This is a genomic window from Mycolicibacterium fluoranthenivorans (assembly GCF_011758805.1).
Lineage (GTDB): Bacteria > Actinomycetota > Actinomycetes > Mycobacteriales > Mycobacteriaceae > Mycobacterium > Mycobacterium fluoranthenivorans.
In genome coordinates this window covers 533,414-551,633 of the sequence record NZ_JAANOW010000003.1, presented here as the reverse complement: position 1 = coordinate 551,633, position 18,220 = coordinate 533,414, and the positions used below count along the sequence as shown (strand labels likewise).

Below are 18,220 nucleotides of genomic sequence, written 5' to 3'. Positions count from 1 at the left end.
AGCAGGCTGCCGATCAGAGGGCGGAGTGCGATTCAGTTCGACTCGCCGAAAACCCGACCACCACCCTTGCAAAGCGATGACTATCACCGACAACGAACCGACCACCCCGCCCGCCGACACCGTCGGCGGTGCCGGCCTGCGTCGCCAGCCAATCGACGACGTGGGGGCATACCTCGACACCCTGCCCGACCACGCCAGCATCGGGTTGCGCGCGCTAGGCGAGTTGCTGGTCGGGGTGACGCAACGGGCGCCGCGGGCGGAGACTGCGGACCGGTTCACCGCCCGCTGCCTCGGCGTCGAGCAGCTGGTCGACGAGGAGCGTGAGCTGGATCCGGTGTCGCGTTTGACTACCGCGGTCGCATTGGCTGAGTGGATCACGTCCTACGCCAACGTCATTGAGGTGGGGCCGGGTGAATACGGGCTCCCCCCGGCGTGGACCCAAACCGAGATCGGTGGACGCACCTACCGCCACCCTCAGTGCCTGCGGGTGCACTTCCCGGCCGGAACGGTGCTCGCCGACACCGGGTGCGTGATCGCCATCGATGCCCGCCGGGCCGCGATGGGATCCCCGCAACTCAGCGCCTACGTCACCCCCGACCATCAGGACGGCGCCCGCCTAGCCCTAGACCGGCTCATCGACCGCGCCAACGACCTCAACCCGTATCGCGGTCGGGCCCTGCGCGCCACCAGCGCCGGCGGCCTGCACCTGTCGGTGATCGACCTCCCTGCCACCCTCACCCGCGACACGGTCATCATCAACGACGAGGTCTGGCGGGAGATTGACCTCGGCCTGACCGCGGTGCGCGACCGCCACGACCTGCTCAACACCCATGGCTTGGGCGCCCGGCGTGGGGTGCTGCTCTGCGGGCCTCCCGGGACCGGGAAGTCCGCGGTGTCGGCGGTGATCGCCGCCGAAGTGGTCGGCGCGTTCACCGTCATCTACGTCGAGGCCAAGGCCGGCGAGCACCTGTTGACCGCGGTCGTCGAGGAAGCTCAACGCCTCGGTGGGCCCGTTCTGCTCGTCCTGGAGGACGTCGATCTGTGGTGCCGCAGCCGCCACAGCGGATACGGTGGCGGGCTCTCGGAGTTGTTGGCGGCCATGGACATCGCCGCCGACGCCCGCATCCTCACCCTGGCCTCAACCAACGACGCCGCCACCCTGGACGAGGCCGCGATCCGCACCGGCCGCTTCGACGCCATCGTCGCGATCGGCTACCCCACCCGCACCGACGCGGCCCGCATCCTGACCGCACTGATCACCGGCCTCCCAGGCGGAGACACCGTGGACACCGGCGCAGTAGCTGCCGCCGTGCCGGAGCAGACCAGCGGCAGCGACCTACGCGAAATCGTTCGTCGGGCAGTCCTGTCCGCCGACGACACCGGGCAGCTCGACACTGCGGCGCTGCTCGCCGAGGTGGGCAGCGGGCGCTACCGCGCCACCATCCCGAACGGCATGTACCTCTGATGAGCGACGGCGATGAGGGCATTCCCGAGCTGACCGAGTCGGAGCGAATCCGCATTCAGGCAATTGAATCGGACTTCACCGCGATGGGTGACGCGCTGCGCAACGGCACTGCGACACCCGAGGACGTCGAGGGCGCGTTCGCCCGGTTCATGTCTCTGGACATCGACCCCGACAAGCACCGTAACGCCCTGCACATCCCCGCTGATGCCGGACCGCATGCCACGGCGATCGAGACCATCCTGCGCCGCATCCCCGACGGCTGGGGACGCTGGATCAGCGTCGACCCCGGTTGGTACCCCTTGGTCATCGCCACCGACCAGCGCTTGGTCGAGATCGACGCCGAGTACGTCGTGCACCAGATCAAGGAGAAGTTCGGCACGCTGCGCTACTACTACTGGCCCAGCAGCGAGGACGCCAGCCCCGAGCTGCTCGACGCCATGGACACCATCACCGACGACGCCGAACGTGCCTCCGCGATCACCTGCGAACGCTGCGGCGAACCCGGAGTACTGCAGAGAACCCGGTTTTGGGCCAAGACGCTATGTCATGCCTGCGCGGACCCGCTCGGATACGCGCCCGTGCTGCCGCAGGACCTTGTGTAACCCGTCGTCGGCGTGCCGACTTACGACGCCCCGCGGGCGCGAAGTTGGGCTGCGAGCTGACGCGCGGCGAATTTCGCGTGCGGCGCTCCGGCGGCTTGTTGAGTGTGTGACCAGGGCGACTAGGAAGCAGGCACTTCCGCGGCGCGGTAGGTGAGGCCACCTGTGGACCGCTCGCAGCTAGCCGTCTGTGTCTTACTAGTAGTACATTTTTGTCGTGGTTCCGACGACGCGCAGCGAGGCATCGGAGAATGTGTCCGGCTTTGCATTGGAGGTACTCGACGAGCTACGCATACGAATGATGGAGAGTCGCTTAGCGCTGCAAGCGTTGGCGGGGGAAGCAGAGCTGAACTTCGATGAGCTGGACGAGGACCTGCAAGCAGTTCAGGATGCCGCCCGTGAGGCGTTCGAGGCCGCTAGCTTGGTGCATCAGGGCGCGCCTCTAGATTCACCATGGGCCGACGGGCCATCGCGGCCTCGAGCGATCTTTGCGCGGCACAATGCCGCCGTGCGCCAGGGTGCTCACAGAGTCGATCCGTTGATGACGATGGCTTGCGATCTCGAGCGTGCCCTTTGGCAGCTGCGAATGGGAGATGACGCCGAAGCGGCGGCAAGACGGCCCAGGTGCGCCGGAACGGTTCGCACCACGGGCGAAAAATGTGTCAGCGCCGTCATCCATCTTGGCGGCGGTTTGGTTGGTACGCAATGTTATTCACACGCGACCCCGGCCGAAAGAAATCAGTACAAAGTTAATCACGAAGTGCTTAACGCTCAGCGGTCAACGGCGCTCGGAGCACTCCTGAATCGGCGTCGCGATGCTGGTGTCATCGTCATGGAGCACTGGCTTCAATATCGCGAAGCCAGGCGCCAACGGCTGGGGAATGGCTTCCTGCCTCTGTAGCAGGCAAGCGAGTCGCGAAGAACGGCTGCCGGCTACGGCGCTTTCTCATCCGGGACTGTACACAGCTTGCCCAAGCAACACCGTTGGCCTCGAGCCGCAGTCGCAGGCAGGAATCGAACACGCGCTGGCGGAAGTTCACGCCAGGATCGAACTGCTACACAGAAACGTCTGACGACAGAGAGCCGCGTGTCTCAGCACCCAGCTCCATCCTCCGGCCGTGTTCGTCCCGGAATTTCCGCTGATGGTGGTCCCGTCTGACACGATGTTGAGGATTAGTACTTAAGCACCCGATGCTCTGAGCGAGGGACCGTGACGATCAGCGCCCAGACGCGCAAGCTGCTGTGGTCGCGCGCTCACGACATCTGCTCGTTTACCTCATGTTGGCAAGCCTTGACCGCGGATCAGGTCGACGAAGCTACCGGCGAGAAGTCCTCTGTCGTCAACGGCGAAGAGGCACATATCCGATCCCCTCGACCCGGCGGACCTCGGCACGACTCGACCTACAGCGGCGACGTTGATGGGTACGACAATTTACTTCTTCTTTGCCCGACCCACCACAGCTTGATTGACAAGCGCAATGGCGACGGGTTCGACGTCAAGACGCTCATCGAGATCAAGAACACACACGAGAAGCGTCAGGACCACCGCGACCGCATCACCAAGACCATCCGCGGATACGTAGGCAAGCAGTACGACGTCGATGACAGAGTTCTCTTCGAGCAGGTAGAACTCCACGGCCCGAGTGTGGATGTCATGTTCGTCGACGTCCCCTTCGCTTGCCGGCCAGACACCAAGATCGCGGAAATCATGGAGAGGATTGCGGCTGCACAACCCGGTGATCAAGAGGCGACCCAATCCGAGGACAGTCAGATCGTGACCGGCGCTGCCCAAGCGATCCTTCATCCCGAGTGGACGGGCAACGCCCTTCTGGTGGGAGGGCCCGGTCAGGGCAAATCAACACTCCTGCAGTACGTTTGCCAATTTCACAGAGCACGGATGCTTGACGATGCGGCCTATAGCGGGGCTCAGCAAAAGCTGTCGCCGGCGACGAGCGTCGTCAGGGTCGCAATCCGCCTGGATTTGCGGAGATATGCCGAATGGGCCACGCAGAAGGCGTCCGCCTCAAGGAAGGGCAAGGAAAACGAACGCCAGTGGCGAAGTATCGAGCAATACATCGTTTCAGATATCAAGAAGGGTAGTGGCGGTCACGCGTTCACACTGGAGGATCTCGCCGCATTGACGTCAACGGAACCGGTACTGATAGCACTGGACGGACTCGACGAGGTGGCGAACATCGAGCAGAGGTCTCGCGTCAGCGAGGAAATCGTCAGTACGAACGCAAGACTTAAAGCAGACGCACGTGATCTTGTCGTTCTAGTGGCGACCCGACCTGGGCTGACGACGTCCAGCCTGTGGTCGTCCCGAGAATTCCCAAGATTTGACCTGCGTCGATTGTCGCAGGGACTGCGAGTGCAATATCTGCGGCAGTGGTCGACAGCTGCCGGCCTCAACGATGAAGCCGCAGACCGCCTCCAAACAACCTTCATGGATAACCACCACGTGCCTCACATCCGTGAACTTGCCTCGTATCCAATGCAACTCGCCATTCTGCTGCACCTGCTCTATCGGCGTCAGCTGCTTCCACAGCAACGAACCGAGCTCTACGCCGAGTACCTCAAGACGTTTCTGGACCGCGAGCAGAGCGAGGACAAAGAACCACTGCTGTCCGAGCAGCGGGATGTGATCGTCAGCGTCCACGCGTACCTGGGTTGGTACCTGCAGACACGCGCCGAAGAGGGCGGCGCCGGTGCGATCTCACGCGTTGAGCTGAAGGCATTGGTCCGAGATCACTTGGAGGGCCAGGAGTACGGCCAAGACCTCGCCGACCGTCTGTTCTCGGCAATTGCCACCCGAGTGCTTTGCCTCGTCGAGAGGGACACAGGCAAATTCCAGTTCGAGGTTCAATCCCTACGTGAGTACTTCGCCGCACTGTTCATCTTCGAGAATGCTCCTCCGAAGGGCATTGGGAATTCGCGCGACGACTGCCTGGATGCCCTGCTGGAGCGCCCTTACTGGTCCAATGTCTGCAGATTCTTCGTCGGAATGTTCTCCAAGGTCGAGGTTCGCGGGATACGGCACAATCTCCGAAACCGTGGTGCCAAAGGCGATTTGGCGCTGCACCCAATGCTTCGTTCTATGGCAGCACTCTTCCTCGACGACCGAACCTATGCAGGTCAAGCGGACGAACCAATCCAAGAGGTAGTCGACTTCGTCCTGCACGATCAAGGGGTATTTCTTGCCGACGACGGTCTGCTCGACATCAACAACTCATCCCTGCACCTCTCCGAGAGGGCTGGCCGCGCTCAGGCCGTCCGTCACCTGAAATCACGCCTTTCGACGGAGTCGTCGGCCGATACGCGGACTGCACTTTCAAGGGTTCTGCAACGGCACGCAAGATCGGAAGACAAGATCGCGGCATGGTGGTGGGAGCACGGAGACAGGACCCAACAATGGTTGGAAACTGCCTCTGACTTAGGTGCTTTTGCACAGCTTCACGACCATCAATCCGAGGCGTTGGCCAAACTACTCGACCGGGTCGATTCCCCCAGGACTTGGCTCACGGCGCTGTTGATTCGAGGAAGTTATGATGGCCGGCATCCTGCCGTACTGACGTCATGTAGAAACGATCTCAATGAGGGTGCCGGTGATGCCCTCGCAACTGCCTCTCCGTCAACACCAGTCGGACGGCTCGTTGAGTGTGCTGCTTTGGCACAGTCGCGAGCGCGACCTAACGGCCAGGCTAAGCGAACCCGCATGCGGGAGCGAGATCAAGACAGTAGTGAGCTCCTTGCGGATGTCACCGAACTCTGCAACTACCTACGCAGTCAATATGTTTGGGATGCAACGTCGAACGACTGGTTCAGTCGGCTTGCGCGAATCGAACACGTGTGGGGTGACGGATGGGTATTGCGTCAGGCCGTGGCATCCGTGCCCTCCAACATCGAACTTGGCGAACTCGCGATTCGTGCGGACGGGTCGAATCCGACGGTACAGGGTGTCGCTTCGCGTGAAGGGGAGGCAAGAGCTCACAGAGGCGAAATCGATTGGTGGCGTGACTCACTGACGACATGTGGGACAGACCTGGAACGGCGCCACTGGATGTTCTCAATACTCACTGTCGCGCGTATGCAGGTCATCGTTGAGCTATCCGACAGTCTCGTCGAATTGTCGTCGCAGCTGTCGCCCAGGGAGTTTCGATCTTTGCGCGGGAGCCTTGCCGGTTTCATGGGGTCACCTACAGCACGTGAACTAGTGCTCAACGAACCGCTGCGGCTCCGATCGGTGAACGTCAGCCCGCGGCTACTGTGGCTTATCCGGCCGGTGGCAACAGAAGCGACCAAGCATTGGATCGATCGTAGGATTGTTGTTGGATTCCAGACGCTGCTCGAGCCCGGAATGGGCGATATGCGCGAACTGGTCCGCACAGTCGGGGCTCAAACGTCCATCAAGGCCGATCTGCTCAGACATGGCCGCTCGGCCTTGCCGCTCGGCGGGTGGGCGAGTGATATCAAGGTCGGCGCGGTCAGCTTCAGCCTTGCTCGCGCGATTCTGCAGAGCCCCGGCGAGTGGCCCGGGGATCTCGTTCAGCGCGGCGCTGAGAAACTCGGCAGCCGAGTAGCTTCGCAGACGCCAACCTTGGCCGCCACAGCACTCACGCACTCTTGGTTCACGCAGTAGTCCCATCTTGACCGTCCCGAATCGACGAAGAGGCATCGCGAACAACCTCATGTCCCCTATGCGTGCCACCGATGATGATTCAACGCTTCCGGAGCAAAGGCTCCGAGCGGTCGTCACACCGTGGGAAGACTGTCCAGACCGGCAGGGCGTCAATCCCGACCGCACAGCCCTGAACTACCCGGAGAACCGAGCTATCCGAAGATGCCGGGTGAACCGCCCCGTGTGCAGCCCAGCAAGAAGGTTGCTGCGCACTGGGACGCGGACGGGAACCCGGTCGGGGAGTAGGTCCCGCGGGTGCTCAGCGCAGCGGCACGACCGTCGCGCTCACCAGAAGGTGGTGCGAACTGCCGTCGACGGATTCCACGTGCGAGGCCGCGCTCGAGGCGGCGGCGACCGAGCTGAACTCGACGGCACCGAGGATCAGCAGCGGCCAGAGTGCTCCGGCTCCGGCGCTGAGCGCGAACTGGTGCGGCACCGGCTCGTACTTTGACCCCATATGCCGGCTGGCCATATAGATGACCACTGCACTGAGCGCCCAGCCGATGAGGTAGGCCGCTATGACGGTTTGGACCACGATGTCTCCCCCTTGCCAGCGGGGCGGGCTGTTGCTTCATGCACAGCTGCGGGCCGCAGGTCGTTAGTGCAAATGTAACGCCGAGTGGCGGCATGGGAAAGGCCTGCGCGGCGCCCTCAGGCGCGACAATTACCAGGTCAGCGGCCTTCAGCGAACTTCCAGCAACGGGGTCGGCTGTTGCCCAGGCAACTACCCGGGCGCACGTGAGCGGGCTGCCGAAGCCCGCGGAGGCGTTTTGCGGGGCGGCCCGAGATGGACCCGGCTCCGCGGTCGGCGATGTCCCGGATGCACCCGTCGTGTCCGCCGGCCGGCCGGCCGGATCCGCGGTCGCCCAACCCGCGGCGGCAGGCGGCGACCGGGTGCGGCCGACCCCGCGTGCCGGCGCGTGTGCGGACGAGAATTCGCGGGCTCGCGTGCCCTCGGTGGCGAATCGGGCGGGTGATGAAGTCTGCCGTGACGCTGTGTTGCCGCCAGTGTGCGGGACGCTCCGCGCTGTGAATGAAAGGCCCTATGGCAGTGCCGGTTTCAAGATCACATCGATTCGGCTCGAGTGCATACGAGGATGCCCCCGCCCGGCCGGCGCAAGGTCGCCGTAAGTGGTGTGATCCTGTAGGTCACACCACTTCTTTGCTCGTAGCGAACCCCGGGTGTGCGAATCCGTATGAGTCGATCACCCGACGCCTCGGCTACCGGGCGAGGGGAGTGGTGAGTAAACGGTGAGTCGATTTTTGGCGCTGCCGACAATGATGTGGCGCGGACGGGTTCACAGTGCCACAGGAATCACGCCGAGGGCGAGAGCAATGGCAATTTTGACGAATACGTCACATTTTGTCGCCGATGCTTGCGCGAGCAACGCTGATCGCACTCAAATGACGCACCCGAAAATTGCGTAAAGGTTTTTTGAAAAATGCTGTGGCTACACCTCGTGCGGGCGTGTCGCGGCGTCTCGGCGCTCAGTCGCCGGCGGTCAGCGTCGCTTTCCCGGTCTGGTGCTGACCCGCTCGGTCGATCCACGTCAGTGCGATCACGTCGCCCGGATAGTGCCGGTCCAGCACAGCGGTCAGCTCGGTCGCCGAATCGAGCTGTGTGCCGTCCAGGGTCAGAATCACGTCTCCGTTGACCAGTCCGGCCTGCTCAGCGGGTCCACCGCGCAGCACCTCGTGCACGAGGACGCCCGGAAACGCCTCATGTTGCTCGGCCGTACTCACGCCGACCCCCAGCAGTGTCGGCGGTCCGATGTGCACGGTGTCCGACGGAGTGGCCGCGCGGATCTGGTTGGCGATCGCCAACGCGTCGTTGATCGGGATCGCGAACCCTTCGCCGCCGGGGCCCATCCTGAAGTTCACCGAGGCGGCCGTGGTGATGCCGACGACCTGTCCGGCGCCGTTGACCACCGGTCCACCCGAGTCCCCGGCCCGCACGGGGGCGGCGATCTCGAACAGGCCGGTCATCTGATTCGACGATCCGGTGAGCTCGTCCGCGGCGCTGATGGTCCGCCCGAAGGCGCTGATGGTGCCGGTTTCCTGGGTCAAAGGGGCGCCCGTGCCGCGGGCATTGCCCAGGGCCACGACGGGATCGCCGATGGACAGCTGGGCGGAATCACCCAGCGGCGTGACCGGCAGACCGCCCGCACCGCGTAGCTGGATCACCGCGATATCGCGGCGGCGATCGAATCCGACGATATCGGCCGCGAAGGGCCGTCCGCCCACCATCGCGTTGATGGTGTCCGCACCCTGGATCACGTGGTAGTTCGTCAGGACCTGCCCGTTCGGGTCGAGAACGATGCCGGTGCCGGTCCCCATCACATGCTGGTAGTCGACCGTGGTGTCGATGCGCACCACGGAGGGTTCGACCGCTGCGATCGCGCCGGACAGATCATTGGGGGCGGCGGCTGCAGGGGCAGCCGCCAGGAAGGCCAGCAGCGTGGCGACCAGGATCGCAAACCACCGGTGAAAGTGGAACCTGCGCATTCGCCGCCTTCCGGAGCGCCAGAGGTATTCCCTCAATATTGACGGTGCAACCGGAAACTGTCGATGCAGCGACACGCAGGCGTTCAGTCTTCGACGGCTATCCCGCCACGCGTCCGGCCGCGCCGTGCTTTCCCGGCAGGCCTGCGATTGCGCAGCTTGCTACCACCGGCCTCGGATTCGGTATCGGTATCGTCGCCCTCCGCGTTACCGGCGACGGAATCCGCAGCCGTCTCGTCGGCGTCCCGGGTGTCTTCGGTGTCTTCGGCGGTCTCGGTGTCTTCGGTGGTCTCGGCGTCCTCGGACGTGCCGGCTTCGTCCGGTGTGGCCGAAATCTCCTCATCGGCGCCGCCGCGGCGGCGCTTGTCCGCTTTGATCTTGACCGGCTTCGGCGGCGGCGGTGGCAGCTCGGCCACGAAAGCCAGGTAAAAGGAGAACGCGCCCAGCAGGGCGATCGCGGCCGCGGCGCCATAGATGCCGAACAGCCACTGCCCCGCGGTGTCGAGACTCAGCCAGATCTCGCTGATGCCGGCGCCCGCGATGAGCAGGCCGGCCAGCACATGCGCCCCGATGGACCAGACCCGCAGCGACAGGGCCAGGGACGGCGTCCCCAGCTCCGGCTTGCGGGTGCGCGACCAGGTGAGGGCGACCGGCAGTGCGCTGAGCACCACCAGGACGCCGCACACGATGCGCATCACGGTGCCGAGGGTGTGCGGCCACTCGCCGGTCAGCTCGAACCAGCGGGGCAGGACGAAGAAGAAGTAGAGCGCCGCCGCAAGGATCAGAGACGATGCGTGCCATAGCACCGCGATCCCACGACGCATGGTCCTCCTTGAGTCTGAGGGCCGGGGTGCGACCCGCTGATCATCTGGCGACAATCGCTGGTCGCGCCCCGGACCCGAGCGCGGAGGATAGGGGATTTGAACCCCTGAGGGCTATTAACCCAACCCGCGTTCCAGGCGAGCGCCATAGGCCACTAGGCGAATCCTCCGTCGGCCATGGTAGCCGACCAACCCGGGGCGCCCGACCAGCCAGGGTCGGTCAGGGCCTTTGGCGCAGATCCCCGGTCGCTCCGCTGCACCCCAGAGCGGGGGACTACACTCGTTTCCCGGACCCCGCGCGGCGTCCATCCTGTGAACTCCCCCAGGGCCGGAAGGCAGCAAGGGTCAATGGGCTCTGGCGGGTGCGCGGGGTCCCCTTATGTTTGTGTGGATGTGTCTGCGTCGACATGTCTGTGTGGACATGCCTTGTGGACGACGTCCTTCTAGGCAACCCTGTGTATGCACGGCTTTGAAAGGCCCACAGTGTCGTTTGAGTCCCTCGGCCGTGACGAACTGGTCGCCCAGCACGACTTGCAGCAGCAGAACTACACCGCGCTGCGGGCCAAGGGGCTGGCGCTCGACCTGACCCGCGGTAAACCGGCGCCGGAGCAGCTCGATCTGTCCAACGGCCTGCTGGCGTTGCCGGGACCCGATTCCTATCGGGATGCGGACGGGACGGACACCCGCAACTACGGCGGCCTGCACGGCCTGCCGGAACTGCGGGCCATCTTCGGTGAACTGCTCGGGATCGCGGTGCCGAACCTGATCGCGGGCAACAACGCCAGCCTGGAGTTCATGCACGACGCGGTGGTGTTCTCGCTGCTGCACGGTGGGGTGGACTCCCCGCGGCCCTGGATCGAGGACCGGGCGAGTACCGGTATCAAATTCCTCTGCCCGGCGCCGGGCTACGACCGGCATTTCGCGATCACCGAGAGCTTCGGTATCGAGATGGTCGCGGTGCCGATGCGCGAGGACGGCCCGGATGTCGACCTCATCGAAGAACTGGTCGCCGCCGATCCGGCGATCAAGGGCATGTGGTGTGTGCCCGTGTTCTCCAATCCGACCGGCGCCAGCTACTCCTGGGAGGTCGTCCGGCGGCTGGTCCAGATGAAGACCGCGGCCCCGGATTTCCGGTTGTTCTGGGACAACGCCTACGCGGTGCACACCCTCACCGCAGAATTCACCCGGCAGGTCGATGTGCTCGGATTGGCGGCCGCGGCCGGAAACCCCAATCGCCCGTTGGTGTTTGCCTCGACGTCGAAGATCACCTTCGCCGGCGCCGGGGTCAGCTTCTTCGGTGGTTCGTTGGGCAACATCGCCTGGTACCTGCAGCACGCGAGCAAGAAGACGATCGGCCCGGACAAGGTCAATCAGCTGCGTCACCTGAAGTTCTTCGGGGACGCCGACGGGGTCCGCCTGCACATGCAGCGCCACCGCGAACTGCTGGCGCCGAAGTTCGCCCTGGTCGCCGAGATCCTGGAGAACCGGCTCGGGGAGTCCAAGATCGCGTCCTGGACCGACCCCAAGGGCGGCTATTTCGTCAGCCTGGACGTATGGCCCGGTACGGCGAAGCGGACGGTCGCGCTGGCCAAGGACGCGGGCATCGCGGTCACCGCGGCGGGTGCGTCGTTCCCCTATGGAAAAGATCCCGAGGACAAGAACATTCGGATCGCCCCCACCTTTCCGGCCGAGTCGGATCTGCGCGAGGCGATCGATGGTTTGTCGACGTGTGCGCTGCTCGCGGCCACCGAGTCGCTGCTGGCTCGTGATTAGTCGCACCTTCTCGGTAGCCTGCTGACCGTGGCGCTCTACCGGAAGTACCGACCCGCAAGCTTCGCCGAGGTCGTCGGACAGGAGCACGTCACCGCACCGTTGTCCACGGCATTGTCCGCCGGCCGGATCAACCACGCCTATCTGTTCTCGGGGCCGCGCGGCTGCGGCAAGACGTCGTCGGCGCGCATCCTGGCCCGCTCGCTCAACTGTGAGCAGGGCCCGACACCGACACCGTGCGGGACGTGTGACTCCTGTGTGGCGCTGGCGCCGAACGGTCCGGGCAATGTCGATGTCGTCGAGCTCGACGCGGCCAGCCACGGCGGTGTCGACGACACCCGTGAGCTGCGCGACCGTGCGTTCTACGCGCCGGCCCAGTCTCGCTACCGCATCTTCATCGTCGACGAAGCGCACATGGTCACCACCGCGGGGTTCAACGCGCTGCTCAAGATCGTCGAGGAGCCGCCGGATCACCTGATCTTCGTCTTCGCGACCACGGAGCCGGAGAAGGTCCTGCCGACCATCCGATCGCGCACCCACCACTACCCGTTCCGGCTGCTGGCCCCCAAGACCATGCGCGGCCTGCTGGAGCGGATATGTCGGGACGAGGGCGTGACCGTCGACGAGGCCGTGTACCCGTTGGTCATTCGCGCCGGGGGCGGCTCGCCCCGGGACAGCCTGTCGGTGCTCGACCAGTTGGTGGCCGGCGCCGACGGTAACCGGGTGGTCTACCAGCGGGCCCTGGCCCTGCTGGGTGCCACCGATGTCGCGCTGATCGACGACGCGGTCGATGCACTCACCGCGGGGGATGCGGCCGCATTGTTCGGCGCGGTGGAATCGGTCATCGACGCCGGACACGATCCGCGCCGCTTCGCCACCGACCTGCTGGAGCGGTTCCGCGACCTGATCGTGCTGCAGGCGGTGCCCGATGCCGCCGACCGCGGGGTCGTCGACGCGCCGGCCGATGTGCTGGAGCGTATGCGGGAGCAGGCCGCCCGGCTGGGCTCGGCAACGCTTGCCCGCTACGCGGAGGTGGTGCACGCCGGGCTGGGGGAGATGCGCGGTGCGACGGCGCCCCGCCTGCTGCTCGAGGTGGTCTGTGCCCGGCTGCTGCTGCCGTCGGCCAGCGATACCGAAGCGGCGCTGCTGCAACGTATCGAGCGCATCGAGACGCGGCTGGACGTCTCGGTCCCCAGCAATGAGCTGAACCCTGCGCCGGCTGCTCCGGCGACCCGGCAGTTCGTCCGACCCAGTCGCACCGAGTCCGCGCCATCTGCACCCGAGCCCGAGCCCGAGCCCGTGGCGCGACCGGTACCCACACCCGCACCGGCGCCCGCCCCCGAACCCGAACCTGCTCCCGAACCGCCGCCGGAGCCCGAGCCGGTGCGCGCGCCCGCGCCGGCCCCGCCACCCGCACCGGCCGCGGTTGCCCCGCAGACGGTTGCCGCCGCGGTCGGTCAGCCCGACGCGGCCGCCGTCCGCAGCATGTGGAACACGGTGCGGGAGAAGGTCAACGGCCGTAGTAAGGCGGTCAACGCCATGTTGGCCGATGCCATCGTGCGCGCCGTCGACGGTGACACGCTGGTGCTCAGCCACCCGGCGCAGTCACTCGTGAAGCGCCTCGGGGAGACGAAGAACGCCGAGATCATCCGGGAATCGATCAAGGATGCGCTCGGTGTCGACTGGCAGATCCGGTGTGTGCCGGACACCGGTGAGACCGTGCCGGCCGCGGGCCCGGCGCCCGCTGCGCCCGATCCGCAGGCGGAAGAGGAACGCATGCTCGCCGAGGCGAACAGCGACACCTCCGAGGTGGTGCGCCGCGACCCGGAGGAAGTGGCGATCGAGCTGCTGCAGACCGAACTGGGCGCGCGCCGGATCGACAAGGGTTAGCCGACGCGATACGCGTGCGAACTCACGGAGTCCACCACGGACGCAGCGGCAGACCGTTGCCGCCCCGTTCATCCAATTTGACCGCCAGAACCTGGTGCAACTGAACAACGTTCGATTCGAAGCCCCAGCGTGACCCGGCCATGTACAGGCCCCACACCTTCGCGGTGGGCAGCCCGACCTCGGCCACGGCCTCATCCCAGTGCTCGACTAGATTGCGGCACCAGTCGCGCAGCGTCATCGCGTAGTGCTCACGCAGGTTCTCCTCGTGGACCACTTCGAGGCCGACGTCCTGGGCTTCGGTGATGATGCGCCCCGACCCGGTGAGTTCGCCATCGGGGAAGACGTACCGGTCGATGAATCCGCCTGCGTGCGGCCCCGTCCGGTTATCCGGCCGGGTGATGCAGTGGTTGAGCAGGAGCGCCCCGGGCCGCATCTTGGACTGCAGGAACCGGAAGTACGACTGGTAGTTGGCCACCCCGATGTGTTCGGTCAACCCGATCGAGGACACCGCGTCGAAATTCGATTCGCGCACATCCCGGTAGTCGCCGTGCCGCACCTCGGCCAGGTCGGACAGGCCCTGCTCTTCGATCGCTCTCTGGGCCCAGGAAGCCTGTTCGGCCGACAAGGTGACACCGAGGGCTTTCACCCCGTGTTTGGCGGCGTAACGGACCATCCCGCCCCAGCCGCAGCCCACATCGAGCAGCCGATCACCGGGCTGGAGGCGCAACTTGTCGAACACCAGCCGGTATTTGTTGTCCTGGGCCTGCTCCAGGGTGGCGTCGGCATCCGGATAGCACGCACACGTATAGGTCATCGACGGGCCGAGCACCCACTCGTAGAACGTGTTCGACACGTCGTAGTGGTGGTGGATGGCCTCGGCATCTCGGGTCTTGCTGTGCCGCAACCCCTCTGCGAGCCGGCGCCAGCGCGGCAGTGCCTCTTGCGGGGGCGGGGCGATGGGCAGCAGATGTTCCACGCCGATCGAGGCGACGATATGGGCCAGCACGCGAGCCGGCGGCAGTTTGAAATCCGTCTTGCCGGCCATGGCCCTGAGCAGGTCGTACGGATCGCCGGGGTGCACGCCGAGCATGTCGAGGTCACCGGACACATAGGCCCGGGCCAGTCCGAGCTCGCCAGGTGAAGTGGCCAGGTAGGTGGTGCCCCGCGGCGTCTTGAGGTCCAGCCCGACGACGGCGTCCTCAGGACCGGCGGTGCTGCCGTCGTACGCGGTGAACTTCAGCGGGACTTCGCCTGCTGTGACGATTTCAAGGATTTCGGCCAGAGTGAGCCGACCGGTGGGTGCCGCAGCGCGGTCTTTGTACGTGGTCACTTTCTTTGCACCGCCTTCGCATACAGATCGAGCAGCCGGGAATCGGGGTCGTAGGTCATCTTCGCGGTCCGGTAGGCCTTGCCGCCGTAGAGTGCGTCGAACTCCTCCGGAGAGTAGAAAGCGTCCGAGTAGAGGGATTTATGCCCCTCCAGTTCGCTCACCTTGCGTTCGATGAGCCTGTTGGTCTCACCCTCGGTGGCGCCGGCCGGGACCGACGACCAGAAGCCCACGTTCACATAAGTGTGGTGTGGGCGGATCGGATACAGCGGCCATTCGTCATCACCGCGTAACCGCAAGGGACACAACCAGATCGGTTCGATCGGCACGTGTGCCAAAAACCAGTCCAGGTACTCGGCGCACCGTTCGAGGGGGACCTCGACATCCTGCACCACCCGCTCCCGCGGTGGCCTGCCGTGTCGTTTCTCGATGCGATCGGCGATGTTGAAGCGCTGGTCGTAGCCGACCAGCTTCCAGTAGAAACTGCTGCGCCGGAAGCGGCGGGGCCACAGCCGGCGGGCAACGGGGTGCTGGGCACCGAAAGCCCTTGAACACCAGAACCAGTCGGTGTCCCATCGCCACAGATAGTCGTGGATGGTCAGGCGGTCCTGTAGCTCACCCTCGGGGTGCTGAATGGAGCGGTAGTAGATCTGCCGGCCGGTGTAGTCGCTGACCGGCCCCGGCGTCGCGGTCTGTACTCCGAGGCACAGGTAGCTCTCCTGCGCGCTGAACACCACCCCGTCCAGGTAGTCCACGGGCGCGCCGTCGTAGCCACCGGTCTCGATGATTCGCTCCATGGCCGCGATGAGGTGCTCGATCGTGTGGAATCGCAGGTGGCGAAGGCTCACGAAGGGTTTCACGGATTCGAGCTCGATCTTGAGACGTACCGAGTAGCCGAGCGTGCCATATGAATTCGGGAAGGCGTGAAACAGATCGGGGTACTGAGTTCGGCTCGCGGTGACGATATCCCCGGCCCCGGTCAGGATGTCGAGTTCGAGCACCGATTCGTGTGGCAGGCCGTTGCGGAACGACGCGGACTCGATACCCAGTCCGGTGACGGCGCCGCCGAGGGTGATGGTCTTGAGCTGCGGCACCACCAGGGGCGACAACCCGTGCGGCAGTGTGGCCGCCACCAGATCCTCATACGTGCACATTCCGGCCACATCGGCGGTGCGGGCGTTGGGATCGACGCTGATGACACCGGTCAAACCTGAGGTGTCCAGACCTTTTGTGGTGCTTTTGGCACGTGAGCGGAACAAGTTGGACGTGGGCTTATTCAGGCGCACGGTGGCCGTCGCGGGGATGGCGCGGTAACTGTCAAGCAGCCGCTGCACCCCCGCGGCGTGGGTCCCCTGCGCGTCGGTTGCAACAACAGACACACATATACGCTAGTCCTCGGTCGCCGACGATGCGACCGCACACACTGGGGGCACGCCCCATAGATGACACGGGAGTTTTCTGAATGGGACAGGTCAGCGCATCCAACACGGTGTTGATCGACGCGACGCCGGAAGCAGTGCTCGCCGCAGTCGCCGACTACCAGACGGTGCGACCGAAGATCCTCTCCTCGCACTACAGCAATTACCAGGTGCTCGAGGGCGGGCAGGGTGCGGGCACCGTCGTGAGCTGGAAGCTGCAGGCCACCGAGTCACGGGTGCGCGATATCAAGGCGACCGTCGACGTGGCGGGCAAGACCGTCATCGAGAAGGACGCCAACTCCACGTTGGTGACCAACTGGACTGTGGCCCCGGCCGGCACCGGATCGACCGTCACGGTCAAAACCTCGTGGAAGGGTGCGGGCGGCGTCAAGGGATTCTTCGAGAAGACGTTCGCGCCGCTGGGCCTGCGCAAGATCCAGGACGCGGTGCTGGCCAACCTGAAGAAGGAACTCGAGGCGAAGTAGGCCGCGACATGGCTGGCGAAGCGAAGTAGGCCGCGACAGGGATCAGCGCGCAGCGCCGGACGCCAGGTAGGCGACGATGCCCCGGACGATGGCGTCGGCGTACTTCTGGCGTCCGGAATCGGTCTCCATCAGTGCCGAGTCGGCCGGGTTCTTCATGTTGCCGCACTCGACGAGGATCGAGGGGTACTGCGCCAGGTTCAGCCCGGCGATATCTGAACGTGCGTCCAGCCCACCGGAGCCGATGTAGTTGGCCGGCGGGATTCCCGAACCCTGGATCTGGTCACGCATGACCTGAGCGAACTGGATGGCGGGGCCGGCCTGGGCGGTGTTCAGCGGCGGCGACGAGTACAGCACGTGGAAGCCGCGGCCGTTGGCCGGGCCACCGTCGGCATGGATGCTCACGATGGCGTTCGGGCGGATCGCATTGGCCATGGCGGCGCGCTCGTCGACGCACGGACCCAGCGCGTCGTCGTTGCCGCGCGACATCGCGGTGCGCACGCCGAGTTGGGTGAGTGCTGCCCGTACCCGCAGGGTGGTATCCCAGTTGAAGGTGTGCTCCGGATAGCCCGAGTTGCTGCTGGTACCGCTGGCCTGGCAGTCCTTGGTACCGCCGCGGCCGGTCGGTACCTGCCGGCTGATGGACGCGTCGTTGGCGCCGTTGTGGCCGGGGTCGAGGAACACGATCATGCCCGCGATGTTCGCCGGAGCGGCGGCGGCGGGCGCGGGCGACGTTACGGACGACACGGTGGCGGCGATGAGCAGTGCCGTGGCGCCGACACGCAAGCTGTTGGGGACGTGCACGGCGCCACCGTAACCGGGGTGGAGACTAGTGTTGAAGAACAAACCGCGGTCGGCTCGCGAGCGAAACCAAGTCGAGACCAGGACGCAACCAACACGCAGTGTCAGATTCGAGTCGGACTCAAAAGGAACTCATCATGGAACCCGGCCCCCCCGATATGTCCGCGCTGCTCGCCCAGGCTCAGCAGGTGCAGCAGGCGCTGATGGAGGCGCAGGAGGCGCTGGCCAACTCGGAAGTGCACGGCCAGGGCGGCGGTGGCCTGGTGCAGGTCACCATGAAGGGCAGCGGCGAGGTCACCGCGGTGGCCATCGACCCCAAGGTCATCGACCCGGCGGACCCCGAGACGTTGCAGGACCTCATCGTCGGCGCCATTGCCGACGCCTCCAAGCAGGTGACCATCCTGGCGCAGACCCGGCTGGGCCCGCTCGCCGGCGGGATGAGCGGCTTGCAGTTGCCGGGATTCTGA

The 18,220-nt window shown here is 65.3% G+C and carries 14 protein-coding genes, 1 tRNA gene, 1 other RNA gene and 1 pseudogene; 10 read left to right on the top strand and 7 right to left on the bottom strand.

All coding sequences use genetic code 11. From position 1 onward, the window contains the following. Positions 1–76 precede the first annotated feature (76 nt). From FHU31_RS26075 to FHU31_RS31705, 5 genes and pseudogenes are all read left to right on the top strand, one after another. The gene (locus FHU31_RS26075) at positions 77–1,465 is read left to right on the top strand and encodes an AAA family ATPase (RefSeq protein WP_167163540.1); all 1,389 of its coding nucleotides are present in this window, start codon (positions 77–79) and stop codon (positions 1,463–1,465) included. Continuing rightward, complete coding sequence (locus tag FHU31_RS26070; protein ID WP_167163539.1) at positions 1,465–2,067, top strand: hypothetical protein; 603 nt, start codon at positions 1,465–1,467, stop codon at positions 2,065–2,067. The genes FHU31_RS26075 and FHU31_RS26070 overlap by 1 nt, the downstream gene beginning before the upstream one ends. A gap of 214 nt (positions 2,068–2,281) precedes the next feature. Then, positions 2,282–2,965, top strand: coding sequence for a hypothetical protein (locus FHU31_RS26065; RefSeq protein WP_167163538.1), 684 nt, complete (start codon positions 2,282–2,284; stop codon positions 2,963–2,965). A gap of 309 nt (positions 2,966–3,274) precedes the next feature. Next, positions 3,275–6,703 carry an NACHT domain-containing protein gene (locus FHU31_RS26060; RefSeq protein WP_167163537.1) on the top strand — a complete coding sequence of 1,143 codons (3,429 nt, stop codon included), beginning with the start codon at positions 3,275–3,277 and terminating at the stop codon, positions 6,701–6,703. Positions 6,704–6,874: 171 nt separating this feature from the next. Next, positions 6,875–6,988, top strand: a pseudogene (locus tag FHU31_RS31705) (ATP-dependent DNA ligase); the annotation flags it as partial. Between the two features lie 13 nt (positions 6,989–7,001). Here FHU31_RS31705 and FHU31_RS26050 read toward each other — a convergent pair. The 4 genes from FHU31_RS26050 to FHU31_RS26035 all read right to left on the bottom strand — a co-directional run bounded on the left by FHU31_RS26050 (position 7,002) and on the right by FHU31_RS26035 (position 10,235). After that, positions 7,002–7,277 carry a hypothetical protein gene (locus FHU31_RS26050; RefSeq protein ID WP_167163536.1) on the bottom strand — a complete coding sequence of 92 codons (276 nt, stop codon included), beginning with the start codon at positions 7,275–7,277 and terminating at the stop codon, positions 7,002–7,004. 953 nt (positions 7,278–8,230) lie between these two features. Continuing rightward, entirely contained in the window at positions 8,231–9,247 is a 1,017-nt protein-coding gene (locus FHU31_RS26045) for a S1C family serine protease (RefSeq protein WP_167163535.1), read from the bottom strand. Positions 9,248–9,330: 83 nt separating this feature from the next. Then, entirely contained in the window at positions 9,331–10,068 is a 738-nt protein-coding gene (gene lucA / locus FHU31_RS26040) for a lipid uptake coordinator LucA (protein ID WP_167163534.1), read from the bottom strand. 81 nt (positions 10,069–10,149) lie between these two features. After that, positions 10,150–10,235, bottom strand: a tRNA-Ser gene (locus FHU31_RS26035). A 116-nt stretch (positions 10,236–10,351) separates the two neighbouring features. On the opposite strand from FHU31_RS26035, the gene ffs reads away from it, so the two are divergent. The 3 genes from ffs (at position 10,352) to FHU31_RS26020 (ending at position 13,725) form a co-directional block, all read left to right on the top strand. Next, an RNA gene (gene ffs / locus FHU31_RS26030) (signal recognition particle sRNA small type) lies at positions 10,352–10,446 on the top strand. Positions 10,447–10,548: 102 nt separating this feature from the next. Beyond that, positions 10,549–11,838 (top strand): aspartate aminotransferase type Ic, encoded by a 1,290-nt coding sequence (locus FHU31_RS26025; protein WP_167163533.1) that lies wholly within the window; start codon positions 10,549–10,551, stop codon positions 11,836–11,838. A gap of 27 nt (positions 11,839–11,865) precedes the next feature. Beyond that, the gene (locus tag FHU31_RS26020) at positions 11,866–13,725 is read left to right on the top strand and encodes a DNA polymerase III subunits gamma/tau (RefSeq protein WP_167163532.1); all 1,860 of its coding nucleotides are present in this window, start codon (positions 11,866–11,868) and stop codon (positions 13,723–13,725) included. A 22-nt stretch (positions 13,726–13,747) separates the two neighbouring features. On the opposite strand, the gene FHU31_RS26015 is transcribed toward FHU31_RS26020, so the two are convergent. Together FHU31_RS26015 and FHU31_RS26010 are read right to left on the bottom strand one after the other, a co-directional pair. Further along, the gene (locus FHU31_RS26015; protein ID WP_167163531.1) at positions 13,748–15,055 is read right to left on the bottom strand and encodes a class I SAM-dependent methyltransferase; all 1,308 of its coding nucleotides are present in this window, start codon (positions 15,053–15,055) and stop codon (positions 13,748–13,750) included. Beyond that, positions 15,052–16,431: an FAD-binding oxidoreductase gene (locus FHU31_RS26010; RefSeq protein ID WP_167163530.1), complete on the bottom strand. Its 1,380-nt coding sequence runs from the start codon at positions 16,429–16,431 to the stop codon at positions 15,052–15,054. Before FHU31_RS26010 ends, FHU31_RS26015 begins: the two co-directional genes overlap by 4 nt. Before the next feature lie 83 nt (positions 16,432–16,514). Between FHU31_RS26010 and FHU31_RS26005 the strand changes: the two genes are divergently transcribed. Continuing rightward, entirely contained in the window at positions 16,515–16,955 is a 441-nt protein-coding gene (locus FHU31_RS26005) for an SRPBCC family protein (protein ID WP_167163529.1), read from the top strand. Positions 16,956–16,997: 42 nt separating this feature from the next. Here the strand turns inward: FHU31_RS26005 and FHU31_RS26000 are convergent, their stop codons facing one another. After that, the gene (locus tag FHU31_RS26000; RefSeq protein WP_167163528.1) at positions 16,998–17,756 is read right to left on the bottom strand and encodes an Rv3717 family N-acetylmuramoyl-L-alanine amidase; all 759 of its coding nucleotides are present in this window, start codon (positions 17,754–17,756) and stop codon (positions 16,998–17,000) included. Positions 17,757–17,890: 134 nt separating this feature from the next. Between FHU31_RS26000 and FHU31_RS25995 the strand changes: the two genes are divergently transcribed. After that, positions 17,891–18,220, top strand: coding sequence for a YbaB/EbfC family nucleoid-associated protein (locus FHU31_RS25995; RefSeq protein WP_167163527.1), 330 nt, complete (start codon positions 17,891–17,893; stop codon positions 18,218–18,220).